The 18011-nt window shown below is 58.9% G+C and carries 16 protein-coding genes; 6 read left to right on the top strand and 10 right to left on the bottom strand.

Translation table 11 applies throughout. The annotated features are described in order from the left end of the window. The first annotated feature begins 3 nt into the window (after positions 1 to 3). From PDMSB3_RS05100 to PDMSB3_RS05090, 3 genes are all read left to right on the top strand, one after another. Positions 4 to 1554: an efflux transporter outer membrane subunit gene (locus PDMSB3_RS05100; protein WP_165185282.1), complete on the top strand. Its 1551-nt coding sequence runs from the start codon at positions 4 to 6 to the stop codon at positions 1552 to 1554. A 77-nt stretch (positions 1555 to 1631) separates the two neighbouring features. Further along, a complete protein-coding gene (locus tag PDMSB3_RS05095) occupies positions 1632 to 1853 on the top strand; it encodes a hypothetical protein (RefSeq protein ID WP_165185281.1) in 222 nt (73 codons plus the stop codon). Positions 1854 to 2559: 706 nt separating this feature from the next. Continuing rightward, the gene (locus tag PDMSB3_RS05090) at positions 2560 to 3723 is read left to right on the top strand and encodes a porin (protein ID WP_165185279.1); all 1164 of its coding nucleotides are present in this window, start codon (positions 2560 to 2562) and stop codon (positions 3721 to 3723) included. A 355-nt stretch (positions 3724 to 4078) separates the two neighbouring features. Here the strand turns inward: PDMSB3_RS05090 and PDMSB3_RS05085 are convergent, their stop codons facing one another. From PDMSB3_RS05085 to PDMSB3_RS05050, 8 genes are all read right to left on the bottom strand, one after another. Beyond that, the gene (locus tag PDMSB3_RS05085) at positions 4079 to 4882 is read right to left on the bottom strand and encodes an MlaA family lipoprotein (RefSeq protein ID WP_405044827.1); all 804 of its coding nucleotides are present in this window, start codon (positions 4880 to 4882) and stop codon (positions 4079 to 4081) included. A 92-nt stretch (positions 4883 to 4974) separates the two neighbouring features. After that, the gene (locus tag PDMSB3_RS05080) at positions 4975 to 5190 is read right to left on the bottom strand and encodes a hypothetical protein (RefSeq protein WP_165185278.1); all 216 of its coding nucleotides are present in this window, start codon (positions 5188 to 5190) and stop codon (positions 4975 to 4977) included. Between the two features lie 137 nt (positions 5191 to 5327). After that, the gene (locus PDMSB3_RS05075; RefSeq protein WP_165185275.1) at positions 5328 to 5615 is read right to left on the bottom strand and encodes a hypothetical protein; all 288 of its coding nucleotides are present in this window, start codon (positions 5613 to 5615) and stop codon (positions 5328 to 5330) included. A 192-nt stretch (positions 5616 to 5807) separates the two neighbouring features. After that, positions 5808 to 6227, bottom strand: coding sequence for a DUF3331 domain-containing protein (locus PDMSB3_RS05070; protein ID WP_165185272.1), 420 nt, complete (start codon positions 6225 to 6227; stop codon positions 5808 to 5810). A 648-nt stretch (positions 6228 to 6875) separates the two neighbouring features. Continuing rightward, on the bottom strand, positions 6876 to 7781 hold the full coding sequence (locus PDMSB3_RS05065; protein WP_165185270.1) for a LysR family transcriptional regulator: 906 nt from the start codon (positions 7779 to 7781) through the stop codon (positions 6876 to 6878). 76 nt (positions 7782 to 7857) lie between these two features. Beyond that, positions 7858 to 8874, bottom strand: a complete 1017-nt coding sequence (egtD, locus tag PDMSB3_RS05060; RefSeq protein WP_405044828.1) for an L-histidine N(alpha)-methyltransferase — start codon at positions 8872 to 8874, stop codon at positions 7858 to 7860. Continuing rightward, positions 8858 to 10108, bottom strand: a complete 1251-nt coding sequence (egtB, locus tag PDMSB3_RS05055; protein ID WP_165185267.1) for an ergothioneine biosynthesis protein EgtB — start codon at positions 10106 to 10108, stop codon at positions 8858 to 8860. The genes egtD and egtB overlap by 17 nt, the downstream gene beginning before the upstream one ends. Before the next feature lie 100 nt (positions 10109 to 10208). After that, positions 10209 to 11786: an MFS transporter gene (locus PDMSB3_RS05050; protein WP_165185264.1), complete on the bottom strand. Its 1578-nt coding sequence runs from the start codon at positions 11784 to 11786 to the stop codon at positions 10209 to 10211. 263 nt (positions 11787 to 12049) lie between these two features. Between PDMSB3_RS05050 and PDMSB3_RS05045 the strand changes: the two genes are divergently transcribed. After that, on the top strand, positions 12050 to 13225 hold the full coding sequence (locus PDMSB3_RS05045; protein WP_165185261.1) for an epoxide hydrolase family protein: 1176 nt from the start codon (positions 12050 to 12052) through the stop codon (positions 13223 to 13225). 90 nt (positions 13226 to 13315) lie between these two features. Here the strand turns inward: PDMSB3_RS05045 and PDMSB3_RS05040 are convergent, their stop codons facing one another. Next, positions 13316 to 13702 carry a DUF427 domain-containing protein gene (locus PDMSB3_RS05040; protein WP_165185257.1) on the bottom strand — a complete coding sequence of 129 codons (387 nt, stop codon included), beginning with the start codon at positions 13700 to 13702 and terminating at the stop codon, positions 13316 to 13318. Positions 13703 to 13975: 273 nt separating this feature from the next. Between PDMSB3_RS05040 and PDMSB3_RS05035 the strand changes: the two genes are divergently transcribed. Then, the gene (locus PDMSB3_RS05035) at positions 13976 to 15601 is read left to right on the top strand and encodes a methyl-accepting chemotaxis protein (RefSeq protein ID WP_232064117.1); all 1626 of its coding nucleotides are present in this window, start codon (positions 13976 to 13978) and stop codon (positions 15599 to 15601) included. 71 nt (positions 15602 to 15672) lie between these two features. On the opposite strand, the gene PDMSB3_RS05030 is transcribed toward PDMSB3_RS05035, so the two are convergent. Then, positions 15673 to 16794 carry an alkene reductase gene (locus tag PDMSB3_RS05030; protein WP_165185254.1) on the bottom strand — a complete coding sequence of 374 codons (1122 nt, stop codon included), beginning with the start codon at positions 16792 to 16794 and terminating at the stop codon, positions 15673 to 15675. 525 nt (positions 16795 to 17319) lie between these two features. On the opposite strand from PDMSB3_RS05030, the gene PDMSB3_RS05025 reads away from it, so the two are divergent. Continuing rightward, positions 17320 to 17985 carry a gamma-glutamylcyclotransferase gene (locus PDMSB3_RS05025; RefSeq protein ID WP_165185251.1) on the top strand — a complete coding sequence of 222 codons (666 nt, stop codon included), beginning with the start codon at positions 17320 to 17322 and terminating at the stop codon, positions 17983 to 17985. Positions 17986 to 18011: the final 26 nt, after the last annotated feature.

Raw genomic sequence — 18011 nt, 5'->3', positions numbered from 1 at the left:
ATCATGAAAGGGATTTTTTCAATGAAGACGGGTTTCACCGGCTCGTTCCTGCTGGGCGCCCTGCTGGTTCTGGCCGGCTGCTCGCTGGCACCGAAGTACGACGTGCCGTCCACACCGACTACTGCGACTTTCAAAGAGGCACCGCAGCAGCCGTTGTCACCGGAAGAAGCTGGCACGTGGAAGACAGCGCAACCGTCGGAAGACGTCGCCCGCGGCGAATGGTGGAAAGTGTTCGAGGACGCGAAGCTGAACGACCTCGAACAGCAGGCCCTGGATGCGAACCAGAACCTGAAATCCGCAGCAGCCCGCGTGAAAGAAGCGCGGGCGATGAATCAGGCTGCGCGCGCTGGGCTCTTCCCGTCGCTCGACGCCGGGTTTGGTCCGACGAGGCAGCGGGTCTCAGCCGCGTCGCTCTTCGAGTCGGATGGCACGAATGTGCCTCAGCAGACGTTCTGGCGCGCTCAGGCCAGCGCTTCGTACGAAGTGGACCTGTTCGGTCGAGTCGCGTCGACAGTTGACGCGGCCCGTGCCGACACGCAGCGCAGTGAGGCGCTCTTCCGCTCAGTGACGCTTGCCCTGCAGGCGGACGTCGCGCAGAACTACTTTGCGCTGCGTGAGCTCGACGCCGAGTCCGAGGTGTTCAGGAACGCGGTTGACCTCAGACAGCAGGCCCTGAAGCTGGTACAGCGCCGCTATACGGAAGGCGAAATCACTGAACTCGACCTCTCGCGGGCTAAGGCGGAACTGGCCACTGCGCAGTCGGATGCAATGACCGTGCAGCGTCTTCGAGCCGCCTCTGAGCATAGCCTCGCCGTGTTGCTCGGCAAGGCACCGGCCGAGTTCTCGATGGCGGCGGACCCGATTCGCCCGGTCAACCTGCGCGTGCCGCCGGGCCTGCCATCTTCGCTGCTCGAGCGTCGACCGGACATTGCCGCTGCAGAGCGTTCGATGGCCGCGGCGAACTCGCGCATCGGTATCGCGAAGGCGGCGTTCTTCCCCTCACTCACCATCACTGGTACGGGTGGCTTCGAATCGGCTACGATTGGCGACCTCTTCAAATGGAGCAGCCGCGCATTCCTGCTCGGTCCACTTGCCGGTACGGCGCTAAATATTCCGATTTTTGACGGTGGACGCCGCAAGGGAAACCTTGCGAATGCGCGCGCCGTCTACGAGGAGGACGTCGCCAACTACCGGCAGCAGGTACTCGTAGCGTTCCGTGAAGTCGAAGACAACCTGTCGGACATGCGCATCCTGGAAGACCAGACGAAAACGCAGAACGAAGCAGTCAAGGCATCGCAACGTGCAGCGGACCTCTCGCGGTCGCAGTACACCGAGGGCGCGGTGAACTATCTGGACGTCATCGATGCGGAGCGTACCGTTCTGCAGGCTCGCCGCTCAGCGGTGCAGCTGCAGGGTGTGCAGGCGGCGTCCACTGTCAACCTGATTCGCGCGCTTGGTGGCGGATGGGGCGACGTTGTGCCGCAACCTGGTCAGCCGGCCATGGGACAGGTAGCGCCCACAGCTCCGGTGCAAACAGCAGTCGCACAGAAGTAACGGAGCAGTTGTGAGTTGAGCATTACGCAGGCCCATCCAGAGCATCGGATGGGCCTGCCGCTTTCTGGAGTGACATCATGAAATCCGCCATGTCGAACACGATTCTCGGAACACCGATTAACCGGCTGCATCGGGCTATCGGCCGACGGATACGCTCGATTAACGTCCTCTATCCCGCGAAAATGCTGCGCATCGCCATCGTCGCGTCGGTTCTCTATTTCGGTGTCGCTGTGCTCGCGATAGGGATGGCAATCCTTCTGGCCATAGCGGACGCCGTTCGGTGTGTATTGCTTTTCTAAAGAACACGGGAAGGTCGGTGCGGCGATTGCGACTAGTCAACGACTGGTAACTGGAGGGACGCGCCATATGCAGCGAGCGGACAGAGCCAACGTCTCAAGAGAAGCGGACTGAGGCGGGGGCCGCCTTGTGAGCGGAACCCCGGGCCCGGGTGACAACTTGCGGGAAGCACCTAGGCTGGCCGCATCTTATCTCGGGCAGAACCACGTTGTAAGGTCCCGTTGCACGAATACTGTGTTCGCCCACAACGAATAGAACATACGGAAAGCACGTTCACACTCGCGTCGATTCCCCTGCAAATTGCGGAGTTTCCTAGATTGAAAATTGGACAGGCGGTAACGACGCGGAGGGAGGAGAATCGGGACTTCGCGTGAAGAGCGCGAAGTCCCTGGCCCAGGGCAACAACAACTGCGAGGAGATAGGGTTGAGTGAAGCGTACATCGCCGAGCTTCTATCCGGAAGACCTGGCTTACGAATAGTCTTTTCGCTCATTCCGAACAGCGCCTGACAGGTGGAAGGTGAGTTCAATGAATACAGGCATTTAACGCTCTCCTGATTCCAGCTTCTACTTTATCAACCGGCACAAACGCTCATTTTTGCGTAGCGCACCTGATACACCCTTCACTTTGCCAATTATCGCCATCGTTCTGACACGTTATCTTTACGGTCGCATTACCGACGTAAGTAAAACATCTGGAGAACGAAGATATGAAGCAGTACGTATTGACCCCTATCGCAATTGCGCTCGCTGGCTTCACGGTGGCAGCCAACGCGCAATCCAGCGTCACGCTTTACGGCATCGTCGACGCAGGCATCGGCTATGTGCACAACGCTGATGGCAACAAGAAACAGGTGGGGATGATTAACGGCAACATGAACGGCAACCGCTGGGGTATCAAGGGTTCCGAGGACCTGGGCAGTGGACTGAAGGCGGTTTTTCAGTTGGAAAGTGGTTTTGACCCGGGCACCGGCAAACTGAACCAGGGTGGTCGTGAGTTCGGTCGTCAGGCCTTCGTGGGACTGACCAGCGACAAGTACGGTACTGTCACACTCGGCCGTCAGTACGACCCGCTTGTCGACATGGTGCAGGGCATCACGGGCGACAACTTCTTCGGCGGCATCTTCGCGACGCCGGGCGACGTCGACAACTACGACAACAGCCTGCGTACGTCCAACGCAGTGAAGTACGTTTCGCCCACCTATGCAGGGTTCCAGCTCGAAGGCCTCTACGGCTTCAGCAATGGCGCGGGCACGACAGGCCAGGGGCAGACGTGGAGCGGCGCAGCAACGTACAACAACGGTCCCGTATCGCTTGCCGCAGGCTACTTCTACGCGAATAATCCAACTGCAAATCGTACGACAGGCTGGAACAGCCCGTCTTCCGACTCGCTCTTCAACAGTCCCGTCAATAACGGCTACTCGACAGCACACTCCATCGGCATCGCGCGGGTTGCAGGTCAGTACGTCTTCGGCTCCGCGACGGTCGGCCTCTCGTACAGCAACGCGCGTTACAGCCCGGACGGCAAGTCCGGCTTCAGCGAGACCGAGAAGTACAATATCGGCAACGTCTTCGCAGCGTACCAGCTCACGCCCGCATTGCTCGTGGGTGCAGGCTACACGTACATGAAGGCGAGCGGCGACACGTCAGCGAGCTATCACCAGGCTTCGTTGGGTGCCGACTATGCGCTGTCCAAGCGCACGGACTTCTACGCGATGGCCGCCTATCAACACGCGAGCGGCACGCAGTCGGTGTACGACGCGGCAACTGGCACGCGCACGACGCAAGCCGCCCAGGCATCCATTGGTTCGTACGGCTACGCCGGCACCAGCCATCAGGAAATCGCAATCGTGGGTATCCGCCACAAGTTCTAAGCTCCGAGGTCGGGCCAGCTTTCTTCTGGCCCGACCAGAAGAAAATAAAAAAAGCGCGAGGACTGCCGTCTTCGCGCTTTTTTCCTGCCACATCGAATCAGGACTGGAACTCGTAAGTTATACCGCACTCGGCACACGAGACCACCATTGTTGAGGCTACAAGGCCTCCTCTGTGACCCGCCGCGCCATCCCTGACGAACTCGAACATCGTTCTTGCGTCCTCGTCGCCGAGCACGGAAACGTCCGTCGACCCGCAGATTTCGCATTCGACCTGTAGTGCGATGTCAAAGCCGGACATGACAACGTGCCCCCCGTTGCGGGTTATTGCGCCGTCCATAAGTCCAACCCCTCATCTCTACTTCGAAGCAGGCATGGCTCCGCCATCGGGCTGCGCCTGAGCTGCTAAATCGCCGGTGCTCTCGGCGGGCTCTTCGTATGAAGGCAGAGCGTTACCGTCGTTCAACAGGTATGCACGTCGCTGCATGTATCCGTCACGCACAAAGCTGTACTTATCGAGAGCCGCCTGTTCAAGAAGGTCAGTCGCACCCAGCATATCGGCGCGCGCACTTACGACGTTCAGCCCAAAGAGAGGTGCACCCGCCTCAACCGGAAGATAGGCCGTAGGAGTGAGCGCACTCGCAACAACCCAGCCGCTTGCGTCGCGCGCGGAGCTCGGTCCAAACAGTGGCAGTACAAGATAAGGGCCCGCGGGTACGCCATAATGCCCAAGCGTAAGCCCGAAATCCTCATGATGCTTCGGCAGACCCGCAGCCGACGCCCAGTCGAGCAGGCCGCCAAGACCGAACGTTGAGTTAAACGTGAAGCGCATCAGGTCTTCGGTTGCTGCGGTGACCTTAAATTGCAGCAGGTTATTAGCGAAATTGCCAATGTCACCGAGGTTCGAAAAGAAATTGCTGACGGCATTGCGCAAGGGCTGTGGTATCACTTTCGTATAACCGGTCGCCACAGGCTTGGCGACATGCTGGTCAAGGCTCTCATTGAATGAGAAGACCGCCCTGTTCATGGGCTCAAGCGGGTCCGACGCCTTCCGGTCGGGCCCCGTTGCGCAAGCAGTCAGCCCCGTTACCGCGGCGACGCCCATAAGGACACCTGCGACACGCGTGTTCCACAACTTCTTCATCTTTGCTGCTTCCTTCAATAATTCTCGGTCGTCTATCGCCGACGACCAGCAGCGAACAGGTGGACAGTGCTTCTTCCCCGGGTCACCGCCGCCAAATCAAGGTACAAGGTTCAGGAGTTACTGCTCTCTTTCGCGACCGATACCGACGTCGGCGCGACATCTTGCGCGGGCGCTAGCGGCCCCTGCTGTTCCGGCGGCAGTTGCGAGTGCTGCACTTCTTCTGATTGCTGCAGGTGCTCGACCTGCGTCTTAGACAGGTGGTCCAGCAGACTCGGACCACCTACGAGGCTTACCAGAAAGCTCACTACGATTGCTGCGATAGCCATTTTGTCTCCGTGACGGACTACAGTTACCTCCGCCATGTCGAAAATGCGCTCCAGCTATCGCAGGACCAAAAACGTTCGAAAAATGGGAGGTGAGGTTTCGTCGCGCAGATGCTCCCGCGCGCACAACGTCACGCTGTTTAGTGATGGCTGTGAATCGACGGCGCAGCCGTTGCTACACCTGCTTGCGAGACTATGTCGGCCGTGCCACCCACATCCGACGTAGCATCAGCTACCACCGCACGGCTAGCCTGCTCGCGCTTTTCCTTCCGTAGCTCGAGCAGGTCTTTGTGTGACGGTGTATTCGGTCCGAATTGCGGCGGGTAAGTGCCTGCGCGACCAATGCCTCCGCCGCCCTCCGCGAGAGCGGCGCTCGCGGCGCCGGCCAGAATCAGCGCGAGCGAAACGCGCAGAAGTCGTGAACCCATTTGAATCTCCAGTTTGATGAGTGAAAGCATTGGTCATGGCAAGACCCCTTCATTTGGCTGCTGGAGGCATCCCGCCGCCAGGCAAATCAAGATTAGCCAGACTGTCGCTTCAGATAAAGATTGGTTTTCCGAATTGATTTCTTGTCGTTACCGAACAATCACCGGATTGCCCGATTTACGCTTTATACCAACTTACTCGGACTCGTCTTCTTCAAGAAGTGGCGCAAGTCTGTCGACGACCGATTGAAGAATCATTGCGTGCGCGTTCAGAGGAATCGGTCTTACCTGCGGCTTGAATACCAGGTCGCCCCGTCGAATAACTTTGCCGCTGATGACGCAGACACCGGACAGGCGTGATATTGCGGCTCGCCAGGTCTGGTAACCATACCTGCAGCTCGGCTCATTCCAGGTTACGGTCGCCGACGTCGGCCCCGTGCGCTCAACAATGTTCACAACAAGTTCTGGCGACGGCGTATAAATCGTCCGCGCGCCAAGTACGACTTGCGTTGCGGAAAACCGGCGGGTTGTATCCTGTTGTCCGCCCTTTGAAAAAACCCTGAGCTCGCCAAGCAGGTGGCCCCACGGGTCCCTCTGGTTCTCGAGAAAACGCATTGTCTGCTCCTGAAACAAGCCGCTACCCTTGCGTTCTCTCTTGTGCGCGCTGCAACACCTGATAGCGTCATCTGCGCAAAGCAACCGCATGCCAGTAGAAAAGCTTCATTGATGGCGCCTGTCGTCCAGCGGGCACGCTGTCTAACTTCGCGCCTTTTTTGCAACTCGACCGATGCTTGCAATTCTGAGACCTTTCAGACTTCAGATAAAGCTCGTCGGAGTGGTTAGTGTGTAGCCTGAGAAGCGACAGTCGGAATTAGCCGCCGTGCAAGGTAAAGCCGCGGATATAGATTGCTCTGAATCGGCGAAAATATAATTTTTCCACGGCGTAATCTGTAGTGTTAATAGGATTAACAGCGCGGAACAATGCTGCTCCATTGTTGCTCCACTTCACTGGAGCAACTGAAAGCGAGGGAGTATCAGGAGTCGGCGTCAGGAATTCGGGAAGTCGCATCCGGTCGCACCACTTCGACTGGAATGCGTCACAGATTTGCCGCGTGCAGCTGCGGGCCTCGCGTCACGCGAGTCTGCCGCGCGGGCACTGATGAAATCAGCTGCACGGACGCATCCTTCAAACCGCCAGGGCTACCACGAACCAGGTCGGGCCTGCCCGGCATCACAGCCGGGCATCCAACGCACGCCTGTTTGTTATTCTTTCTGCAGAGTCTCGGCAAGGTGATTAACCACCGCTCGGGTCTTGGCGGCCATCTTCTGCCCAAGAGAGATGATGGCATGCACGGGTGGCCCGTTGACATCTGCCTCGGGCAGCAGGTGTACAAGCCGTCCTGCTCGTACGTGAGGCAGCGCCACGCGGTCGTGAATCTGCGCAATGCCAAAACCCGCCACCGCCGCCTCGACAAGCGCCTGCCCATCCGCAAGTACGAGCACAGGGTGCGGCACGATTTCCCTCACGGTATCGTTTTCTCGCGCAGTCCACGGCCGTAGTCGACCGGTCGGGCCACGGAAAACTATAGCGTCGTGGTCTGTCAGCTCCGCAAGCATCTTTACTCCACCCCGGCGCGCGAGATACTCAGGCGATGCGTACAGCCCTAGCTTCAGGTCGCAGAGCTTGCGCACGGTAAATTCGCTGTCGTCCGGCAACGCGCCAATGCGAACAACAACGTCCCAGCCCTCCCCGACCGGGTCAGACATCCGGTCAGTCAGGGCCATCTCCACCGTGAGCTTGGGATACTTTTCCCGAAGCTGGATGAAGCTCGGCAGCAACAGTCGTCCAAAGCCTGCTGGCAGGTCAATCTTGACCCGCCCAGCGGGCTCAGCGCGCCTCGAGGCGAGCTGCTGCTCCGCTTCTCGAAGACCATCGAGAGCCTCCTGCGCAGCAAGGAGATACGTCTCGCCGTCCTCGGTCAGCCGGACCGCGCGGGTCGTGCGCTGAAAGAGCTGCGAGCCGAGTCGGGCCTCAAGGCGCTGGACCGCCTTACCCACATTGGACTTGCTGCTACCGATTTCTTCGGCTGCGCGTGTGAAGCTGCCGGTTTGGGCAACCGCCACAAACACCGCTATCTCGTTTATGGGTGCATCTACCCGCTCGCTCATCTCTTAGCCCCGTTACGCAAGGTGGGAAAATCAGACTGTATCAGGCGCCTGCAGCCTGCGAGTAGCCGCTGTGCAGTCACCGCGGCACAGGCGTGGCGCTCGGGCTCTCCAGCCAGTGAATGCTAAACAGACCCGCATCGTCCGTCCAGACCGGACCGGGCCTGAATCCGGCGGCGGCCGCAATCTCCCTGAAACCCTCCACCGTGAACTTGTGAGAGTTCTCGGTGTGGATGGTGTCGCCTTCCTCGAAGCGGAAGTTGTAGCCCGCAACGCGGACGGTCTGTCGGCGCAGGCTCACCAGATGCATCTCGACGCGCTGCATAGGTTCGTTATAGAACGCTTGATGCATGAAGCCGTCCGGGTCAAAATCTGCTTGTAGCTCCGCATTCGCCCGCACAAGCAGATTGAGGTTGAACGCTGCCGTTACGCCTTCACTATCGTTGTAGGCCTGATGCAAGGTCTGTGCATCCTTCACAAGGTCAACGCCAACCAGCAACCCCCCGCCCGCCAGCATCTTCTGAGCTCGGCGCAGGAAAGCCGTGGTCTCGTTCGGCGTGAAATTTCCGATGGTCGAGCCCGAGAAAAAACCTACCTTGCGCCCACCCATCTCCTCGATATCTACGAGCTGTTCGGGCTTCATATAGTCGCCTGCAATGGGCAGAACCTCGAGACACGGGTATGCGCTACGCAAGCTCTGGGCGGAATCCTCCAGATGTTCTGCGGAGATGTCCACAGGGATAAAGCGGTCCGGGGCCCTATCCGGCGGGAAGGCATCGAGCAGCACACGGATTTTCTCAAGCGAGCCCGCACCGAACTCGATAATGTTCGCATGGGCACCCATCTGCTCGGCAATTTGCGATGCGTTCGAATGCAGGATGTCGAGCTCAGTCCGGGTCGGATAGTATTCCGGCAGTTCGCAAATCCGGTCGAAGAGGGCTGAGCCGGTGGCGTCGTAAAAAAACTTCGGCGCAATACTGCGGGGCGACCTCGACAGTCCCGCGAGTAGGTTCCGGCCAAAATCGCTTTCCCGGATAGCCAGAAGCAGCTCACGCTCACCTTCCTGCAGCGCTTTAATTTCAGATGTCCCTGACAAGACGCACCCCCGAGAATTGCCAGCGCGTCGCCGGCGGGAAGAAGTTGCGGTAAGTTGGTCGCGTATGCCCCTTCGGCGTGGCAATGCTGCCGCCGCGGAGAACCTGCTGCCCAACCATGAATTTGCCGTTGTATTCAGCCGCAACCCCAGGCAACGGCCGAAACCCGGGATATGGGTCATAGGAGGACCGGGTCCATTGCCAGACATGACCGGTCATGTGCTGGATACCCGGGGCATGAAACGCTGCTTCCCACTCGAATTCGGTCGGTAGCCGCGCGCCCGACCACTCTGCGTACGCAGCGGCTTCGTAGAAACTGATGTGGCAAACCGCTGCAGTTGACACTAGCGGGTGCCGCCCCTGCAAACCAAACTCTTCCCACACACGGAGACAGCAAGGCGCGCCCGCCGGCTCCGCTGTTGCAATCCAGTAAGCAGGCGCCTTCAACCCTTCGCGCTGGACCATCGCCCAGCCGTCCGACAGCCAGAACTCGGGGCGCTCATACCCTCCGTCGGCTACAAAGTCGGCGAATTCGCCATTGCTCACGAGGTGGTCTGCTATTTCGTACGGGCGCAGCAATACCTTGTGCCGTGGACTCTCGTTGTCGAACGCGAAGGCCTGGCCGCCGAAACCGATGTCAAGTACGCCGCCAGCTTGACGAAGCCACTGGACAGGCCGAATTTCCCCTGGAATATCTTCGTCTGCGTGTACCGCGGGCACGCTCGCGTAAGCGGGCCGCATTGGATTGCACGAGAATGCGTGCAGGATGTCGGTAAGAAGAAGCTCCTGGTGCTGCTGCTCGTGATTTAATCCCAACACGATAATGGGCTCGAGTTGCGAGAGCGTCCCAACGTCCGCCGTGGCTATCAACCGAAGCATTGCCTCGTCCACGTGGTGGCGATAGCGATGCACGTCCTCTACCGACGGCCGGGACAACAGACCTCGCATCGGCCGCGCGTGACGCGGACCAAGCGCCTCATAATACGAGTTGAAAAGGTACTGGTACTTCTCATTGAACGGCACGTATCCTGCGACATGCTTCATGAGCACAACCGTCTCGAAGAACCAGGTAGTGTGCGCCAGATGCCATTTTGTTGGACTTGCGTCCGGCATGGACTGGATGCATTGGTCCTCCGCTGTCAGCGGACGTGCCAACTCAATGCTGCGGCCGCGCACTTCCCGATAACTTCTTTGCAGTTTCGAGATAAAGAAACTCGTTGCGTCCCTGTCAGCCATCACTTCGCCTGTCCAGACCAGTTCACCCTGATTAGCCTCAACTGATATGCCACGGGGCTACCGCATCCGGGCAGCCCCCTGCAGCGCAGCAACTCAAACCTTATGCGCTCACCGCCTCTTTGACGTCATTCTTCTCGTCGGACTGCGCGCCTGGTTCGTCATCCTGTGCAGGCGTCTTGCTCAGGAAAGCGAAGGTGGCCAATGCCGACAGCAGTGTAATAACAATCAGCACGTGCAGCAGGCTTGTGAAAGCATCCGCATAGCTCGTCGACAATGCATGCCGGGTTACTTCCGGCAGGGTCGACGCGGCATGCACCATGTCACCGGCGGTCACTCGCTGGGCGGCCTCGGCAACCCGAGCGGAGATGTCGCCACCATTGTCAGGAATGACACGGGAAAGACTGGTATGCGCCAGCGCCCCAAGAACTGCAGTCGCGATTGCGAGAGCGATACCTTCACCTGCAACGCGGGTTGTGCTGAAGATGCCCGAAGCCATCCCTGCGCGCTCTTTCGGCACCACGCTGACCGACAGGCCGTCCATCAAACCCCACGGCATGCCTGCACCAATGCCAATCACCAGCATCGGCATGATGAGCTCAGCCTTCGGTCCGCTAAAGTCGACAAGGCTCAACCAGTAGAGACCGGCGGCAGCAATCAGGAAACCGATACCCGAGAGCACGCCAGCAGACATCCAGCGCGTGAATGAAGCGACCAGCATCGGCACGACGAGCATGGGTGCGGAGAGCGCAATCATCAGCATGCCGGCATCGATTTCGCTCAGACCTTCGGCGCCGATAAAGCGCAGCGGCAGCATCACGATAAGCACGATGTAGCAATAGCAAGTGCCGACCGGCAGAATCTGCACGCCGACAAAGCGCGGGTACCTAAACAGGCTCAGTTCGAGCATCGGACGCTTGACGCGCGTTTCAACGAGAATGAACGCAGCGAGAAAGAAAGCGGACGCCGCGAGAAGCGTGACGACGAGCGGACTACCCCAACCACTTTCCGGCGCCTGAATCACACCGAACGTAAAAAGAGCAAGGGTTGCCGTGAAGGTCACGGTACCCGGATAGTCGAGACCCGTTGCGCCCGGGTCGCGCGTCTCGCGCATACGCGGCACGCCGAAGATGAATGCGACGACGCCGATGGCGGCGATGACCTGAAAAATCGAGCGCCAGCCGAAGTGTTCGATGAGGACACCGGCCATCAGCGGGCCAAAGGCAAGACCGATGCCGAAGCTCGTGCCAAGCATGCTGAATGCCCGCGTACGGGCATGCCCGTCGAACTCCTGGGCAAGCGATGCGCCGCCGCTAGAGAGCGACGCCGCAGCCGCGATACCCTGTACGCCACGCAAAATATCGAGCCATAGCACCGACGGCGCGAAGCTCATGGCGAACGAAGTGATGATGAAACCGCCCAGCCCGAGAACAAACAGGCGCTTGCGGCCGAACTGGTCAGCCAGTGCGCCGGCAGCCATCAGCAGACTGCCGAAGCTCAGCATGAACGCATTAGTCACCCAGGTCAGCATGGCGGGGCTGCCGCCCAGGTCCCGTCCGATTGCTGGCGTAGCGACAGCGCCTCCTGAAAAGGCAAGTGGCAAAACTAGCGCGGACAGACAGACGGCTGCAAGAATTAGCAGCTTGTTACTGTCTTGTCCCTGCGACATTGAGGTATTCATCGGCGGACCTTTGAGATGATGGGTTGCGAAGCGGAGCGACGCACTCATACGCAATGAGCCCGTCAAACGGCGTCATTCTGCAGAACACCGCTGCGAAGATAAACACCGCAGCGGTGGTTAGAGCGTCTCCCCTGAAGCGACAATCGTTTCCCCGAACTGTCGCCCACGAAGCGACACTGCGTCTCCACGAGACGGCTTTTTCAAAATCATCCGATTGCCTACGATGACGTCACTTTCACGACTCTCACCAGGCAGGTACAAAGATGAACATCACCCCGTTTCACATTGACATCCCGCAGGCCGAACTCGATGACCTGAAGAAACGTCTGGACGCCACCCGTTTTCCTGAGCGCGAGACCGTGGACGACCATTCCCAAGGCGCGCAGCTGGACCCGGTTCAGAAGCTCGTCGAATACTGGCGCACCCAGTACGACTGGCGCCGCGTCGAAGCTCGCATCAACAGCTATCCCCAGTTCAAGACCGAAGTCGACGGCATTGGCATCCACTTTCTGCACATCCGCTCGAAGCACGAAAATGCGCTGCCGGTTGTCCTGACTCACGGCTGGCCGGGTTCCATCATCGAATTCCTCGACGTCATTGACCTGCTCGTCGACCCGACCGCGCACGGCGGCAAAGCTGAAGACGCATTCCACGTCGTGCTGCCGTCGATTCCCGGTTACGGCTTTAGCGACAAGCCGACGGCAAAGGGATGGGAGCGCAATCGCATCGGCCGCGCCTGGGACACCATCATGAAAGGCCTGGGCTACAACGAATACGTTGCACAAGGCGGCGATTGGGGCAGTGTCATCACCACCGAGATGGGCCGCATCAAGCTTGAGGGGCTACGCGCTATTCACGTCAACTTGCCATTCGTTGCCCCGGCCCAGTTCCCGGAAGTACCGACAGCGGAAGAGCAGATTGCAATCGACCAATGCCTGCGGTTCGCGAATGACGGCTCGTACTATCACCACCTCCAGACGACTCGACCCCAAACCATTGGCTATTCGCTGGCCGATTCGCCCGTCGGCCTCGCTGCATGGATTTACGAGAAGCTCGGCGCGTGGAGCGATAGCAAGGGCATCCCGGAAGACGTGTTCTCCTACGACCAGATGCTCGACAACATCACGTTGTACTGGCTGACGAACAGCGGCGCCTCTTCGGCACGTATGTACGCCGAGCATCCGGGTCTGACCTTCGCCGCGGTGCCGGTCGACATTCCGGTCGCTGTCAGCGTGTTCCCGGGCGAAATCTATACTCCGCCGAAGGAATGGGCCGAGCGTACGTTCAGCAACATGTTCTACTGGAACCGCACGTCCAAGGGCGGCCACTTTGCCGCGTTTGAACAACCGGAAATCTTCGCGGCAGAAGTCCGGGCAGCATTCGCCAAGGTGCGCGAATCGGAAACTGAGGGCCACATCCTGGCTCCTACGCCGAACTGATTCACCGGGTGTCTGTCCGGCAGTTGTCAGCTAGCGCTAAAGCACAAATGGCACCTGGAAGTCTCAGGTGCCATTTTTTTCGAGGAGCTATCAGTCCTCAAGAATCTGAATAGAATCCACTCGGTCCGGGTAGAACGCGAGACACCCATCAATCTGCGCCACAGCCGGGTAGGTCCCCACATACGACCATACGGCGTTTATCCCGCGCTCACCAATACCTTTTATGGTGAAGTACGTCGCTTCGCCTTTATATGGGCAATAGCTCTTGTGCTCCGTGGGTTCCAGCAGCGTCATGTCCACATCGTCGCGTGGAATGTATTGAACAGGCGGGTATTTCGCTTCGGTGAACGTCACTGCGCGCCGTGTATTCGCGACGATTCGTCCTCCGCTTTTCACAAGCACGTGGACCCCGGTCATTGCCAGGCTGATGCGATGGGTGGCGTCGGGCAGCTTGATGGCCCTTTCCGCTTGTTGCATGAAAACTCCTTTTCCTGTGCGCGCTGCTCCTGAAATGACAGGAACGGCAAAGTTCGACTGATGCCCATCCTACGTACTATTGCCGACTTCGAAAACGCACCATGAGCGAATAATCATGTCGCCAGATTTGAACAAAGCCGCGGAACTTCGCCTTGAGGCGACCCTTCACTGGACGCGATTTTCACGCCTCTTTTCACCGCAAACTGATAGTCGAATCCAATTATTCGAACCAGGAAAACAACTGCGGTATCAAGCGCGAAATGTCTAAAATGCATGCGTAAAGTATTCGTAAGGGCAGCCGATAAAAAGGGTTTCAATTACGCGCTTTACGCCAAAGACTTCAGCATGAACCTCAGAGATATTCCGCTACGCCGTGGGCTCGTGACACTACTCGTCCTCTTTGGGCTTCTGGTACTGGCGACCGGTCTGGTTGCGATGAAGGCGCTCGAACGAACCATCGCCGTCTCACAATCTATTCGCACGCTTGATATAGCCACCATCGACCTCAAGGACACTTACCTGAACAACCTGAAGGCACGTAGTGCACTCGCGCGGGCCTACATCGCCCAGAGCGAAAACGTATCAGCCAGACAGGGAGCTATCTCAGCCGCAACAGGCTTTTACGCGACCGCTCATAAGTCGTTTGATGCGTTCGTCGGCGTTACCAAGGGCAGCGAGGAGGAGCGCGCCGCGGCGGCCGTTGTCGAGAAGACGTTTCGAGCCCATGCTGCGGTATTCGACAAGCTCTTTGAAATTGTGAAGGCTGGCGACATGCAGCTCTATGCCAGTGTGAACGAGGGGCCCATGACGGCGACCAGTGTCGCGTTCGGTAAGGCATCCGACGAATTCTTCAAGGTTCAGGCAACCGCATCAAAGGTTCTCGAGCAGGAGCGCGACCGAAACACGGTCCGGATGTTCGCCATTACCGGCGTTGTCGTTGCCTGCGCAGTCATCCTGATTGCCTTGTCATACTGGGCACTCAACCGTGTGCTCGTTCGGCCATTGCGCGAAGCAGTCCTTGCCGTAGGCGAAGTGGCTCGCGGCAATCTCGTGACGCAACTTCCCCCTCCATCCCGCAGCGAGATTGGCACACTGGCTGAAGCACTGCAATTGATGCAGGTGAACCTCACCGCCATCGTTCAAAACGTACGCGGCGGCTCCGACTCGATGGTCACCGGGGTCCGCGAGCTCTCCGCGGGCAACACCGACCTTTCGGCGCGCACTGAAGAGCAGGCAGCGGCGCTCGAGGAAACCGCTTCGAGCATGGAGCAGTTGACTGCCACTGTGCGACAGAACACCGAGAGCGCCCAGCAGGCAAGCCGGCTGGCCACTATGGCTTCCGGAACCGCGCGCGATGGCGGCATTGCTGTCCAGCAGGTCATCGACACCATGCAGAGCATCGCGCGGAGTTCCGAGGAAATTAAAGACATCATCAGCGTCATTGAAGGCATTGCTTTCCAGACTAATATCCTTGCTCTGAATGCTGCCGTGGAGGCCGCGCGCGCCGGTGAGGACGGACGGGGTTTCGCAGTCGTCGCCGGCGAGGTCCGCAGCCTCGCCCAGCGCAGTGCCACGGCCGCCAAAGAAATCAAGCAACTGATTGAAGATTCGACCTCTCGCATTGCAGTCGGTAGTGCTCAGGTCGACCGCACCGGCAAAACGATGACGGATGTTGTTCAGTCGGTACAGCAGGTGACCGACCTGATGGCCGAAATCGCGGCTGCATCGGGGGAGCAGACCGCCGGTATCGAGCAGGTCAGCAAGGCCATTTCGCAGATGGACGAGGTGACGCAGCAGAACGCAGCACTTGTCGAGCAGGCGGCGGCTGCCGCCCAGTCCCTGGAGAGCCAGGCACAGACGCTCGCGGGAGCGGTATCCGCATTCAAGGTTGGGAGCTGAGGGAGCGGCTGCGGCCACCCTCCCCCGAGCAGTTTCCCGGGAGGGTGGCCGGCTTGGCTCAGTGGCGCGCCTTATTCAGGGGAGACGAGTGCGCTATCGAGCGTCGGGTAATCCGTATATCCCGCTTCGCCGCCACCGAAGAACGTAGCTGCGTCGGGAGTGTTCAGTGGGCCACCCGGGCGAAACCGCTCGACGAGGTCCGGATTGGCGAGAAAGGGCCGCCCAAATGCAATCGCGTCAGCCTGCCCTTTCTCGAGTCGCTCCTCCGCCGTCTCAGGCGTGTAGTTGCCCGCGACGATAATCTTACCGCCGTATATCGCCCTTAACTCGGCGCGAAAATCATCCGAAAGCGCCTCACCGCCCACCCAGTCCGGCTCGGCGATGTGGATGTAGGCGATGCCCAATCGCTCCAAGTGCGTGGCAAGGTGGAGCGTGGAGGCCTGCGCCTCGGAATCGCTCATCCCAAATGCGACAACGTTGGGTGACACCCGTACGCCCACCCTGTCAGCGCCAAAAACGCCCGCTACCGCTTCGACGACCTCAACGACGAACCGGGCACGCTTTTCTACACTGCCGCCGTATGCGTCCGTCCGTAGGTTCGTCCCGGTCGCAAGGAACTGATGCAATAGATATCCATTTGCGGCGTGTACCTCGACCATATCGAATCCCGCACGCCTCGCTCGCTTCGCCGCCTCCACATACTGTCGCAGAATGACAGGCAGCTCGGCCGCGTCGAGAGCGCGCGGTTCATCGGCCGGGACCATTCCGAACGAACCATCTCCATGTTTCACAAACACCGCTGTGTTCTCTGCGCGAATCGCCGAAGGAGCAACAGGGACCTGCATATTCTCCTGCACGAGGCGATGCGATACTCTGCCGACGTGCCAGAGCTGCAGAGACATCTTGCCGCCCTTTGCGTGGACAGTCTTGACTACCTCTGCCCACCCCGCTTCCTGCTCATCGGTGTAAATGTCCGCGGTTGCAAAATAACCCTGCCCTTGCCTCGAAATCTGAGTGCCCTCGGTCACGATAAGGCCCGCGCCGGCACGTTGCTCGTAGTACCGAACATTCATCGCCCCTGGCACGTCGCCGGGTTGTGCGGCCCGGTTGCGCGTAAGAGGCGCCATAACCACGCGGTTCTCCGGCGCAACGCTACCAATCGTCACGGGTGACAGAAGTTTATTCAGAGACATACATATTCCTATTGCTCGCCAGCTGAAGGACCTTAGGCGCACATCGCACCTTTGACGCCAGCCATACAGAGAACACTCTGACGAGGTCTATCCCGAAATTGCTCAATCAAATGAGTGCGATAAAGCTGCATCCGGCGAAAATATATGTCGGTCATCCTGAACAATTCCTGTCTACTTCTGTCCTGCACGCTTTCGCCGAACAACCGCCGCTGTCTTCATTCAAGCAGTTTTCGGAACCACCGAAAGATGAGCGGTGTTTTTTCAGTTTCTCTTAGCATCCTTTATTCGAGTTCATCGCGTCGAGCGCATTGTCGCTCCTGCGCGGACGCTGCGTCTCCTTAACGTGGGTTTATCTGAAGCGCGTAGCAGGCCATACTCGCAAATCACAATCTCAGACAAGTCCCTGAGAACAACATATGGATTCACCGGACCGAGCGTCGCCCGAGTTGACGCGAGTGTGTCAGCCACCCGCGAGTGCATTCTCACCTGTAAGCGCTGCTGTTCCGGCCCAATGAGACTAATGCCATGTTGAACCGAACTGCCATCAGCTCTGGAGCGTATCTCGAAAGCTTTGACTCGCTGCCGAAAGATATTCTCTGGACGCAAGCCCAGATTGACCAATCGCTCGCGGAGACCATGTCGCGCCGCCCGGAGCGGGGAGAACTTTGGGTCTTTGCGTACGGTTCGCTGATGTGGAATCCCATTTCCGAGTATGACAGTCGCGTTATAGCGACACTCGATGATTGGCACCGCAGTTTCTGTATTCGCCTGGTCGCTGGCCGCGGTAGCCCCGAGAAGCCAGGAAGGATGCTTTCGCTCGAGCCAGGCGGCACAACCGAAGGTGTGGCTCTGCGTATGCCCGAAGCAACCCTGGATGAAGAACTGCGCATTCTCTGGATTCGCGAGATGGTCACTGGGGCCTACACTCCGACCTGGGCGCCAATCAGGTTCAGAACGGACGGAGAAGTAATGGCCCTCGTGTTTGTGGCCAACTCGCAGCAGGCTCAATTCGAACCCGACGCCCGGCCGGCAGCGATAGCTCCACTCATGGCAGCTGCATCCGGGTCGTTCGGTACGAATGCAGAGTACGTGTTCAAACTGCAACGCGCGCTTGCCGACTGCCAGATGCGAGACTCGTACATAGACGAGCTAGCGGCCGAACTCCAGCAACTCAGCCAAAACTCTGTGTAATCAATTGTGCCGTGCTTGTTTGTCAG

Source organism: Paraburkholderia dioscoreae, assembly GCF_902459535.1.
GTDB classification, from domain to species: domain Bacteria; phylum Pseudomonadota; class Gammaproteobacteria; order Burkholderiales; family Burkholderiaceae; genus Paraburkholderia; species Paraburkholderia dioscoreae.
This window is presented reverse-complemented; position numbering and strand designations above follow the sequence as displayed.

Bases quoted from the DNA above. Each gene is read 5' to 3' on its own strand.
- PDMSB3_RS05100 (WP_165185282.1), top strand. From the start codon at position 4: ATGAAAGGGATTTTTTCAATGAAGACGGGTTTCACCGGCTCGTTCCTG.
- PDMSB3_RS05095 (WP_165185281.1), top strand. From the start codon at position 1,632: ATGAAATCCGCCATGTCGAACACGATTCTCGGAACACCGATTAACCGG.
- PDMSB3_RS05090 (WP_165185279.1), top strand. From the start codon at position 2,560: ATGAAGCAGTACGTATTGACCCCTATCGCAATTGCGCTCGCTGGCTTC.
- PDMSB3_RS05080 (WP_165185278.1), bottom strand. From the start codon at position 5,190: ATGGCTATCGCAGCAATCGTAGTGAGCTTTCTGGTAAGCCTCGTAGGT.
- PDMSB3_RS05075 (WP_165185275.1), bottom strand. From the start codon at position 5,615: ATGGGTTCACGACTTCTGCGCGTTTCGCTCGCGCTGATTCTGGCCGGC.
- PDMSB3_RS05070 (WP_165185272.1), bottom strand. From the start codon at position 6,227: ATGCGTTTTCTCGAGAACCAGAGGGACCCGTGGGGCCACCTGCTTGGC.
- PDMSB3_RS05065 (WP_165185270.1), bottom strand. From the start codon at position 7,781: ATGAGCGAGCGGGTAGATGCACCCATAAACGAGATAGCGGTGTTTGTG.
- egtB (WP_165185267.1), bottom strand. From the start codon at position 10,108: ATGGCTGACAGGGACGCAACGAGTTTCTTTATCTCGAAACTGCAAAGA.
- PDMSB3_RS05050 (WP_165185264.1), bottom strand. From the start codon at position 11,786: ATGAATACCTCAATGTCGCAGGGACAAGACAGTAACAAGCTGCTAATT.
- PDMSB3_RS05045 (WP_165185261.1), top strand. From the start codon at position 12,050: ATGAACATCACCCCGTTTCACATTGACATCCCGCAGGCCGAACTCGAT.
- PDMSB3_RS05040 (WP_165185257.1), bottom strand. From the start codon at position 13,702: ATGCAACAAGCGGAAAGGGCCATCAAGCTGCCCGACGCCACCCATCGC.
- PDMSB3_RS05035 (WP_232064117.1), top strand. From the start codon at position 13,976: ATGCGTAAAGTATTCGTAAGGGCAGCCGATAAAAAGGGTTTCAATTAC.
- PDMSB3_RS05030 (WP_165185254.1), bottom strand. From the start codon at position 16,794: ATGTCTCTGAATAAACTTCTGTCACCCGTGACGATTGGTAGCGTTGCG.
- PDMSB3_RS05025 (WP_165185251.1), top strand. From the start codon at position 17,320: ATGTTGAACCGAACTGCCATCAGCTCTGGAGCGTATCTCGAAAGCTTT.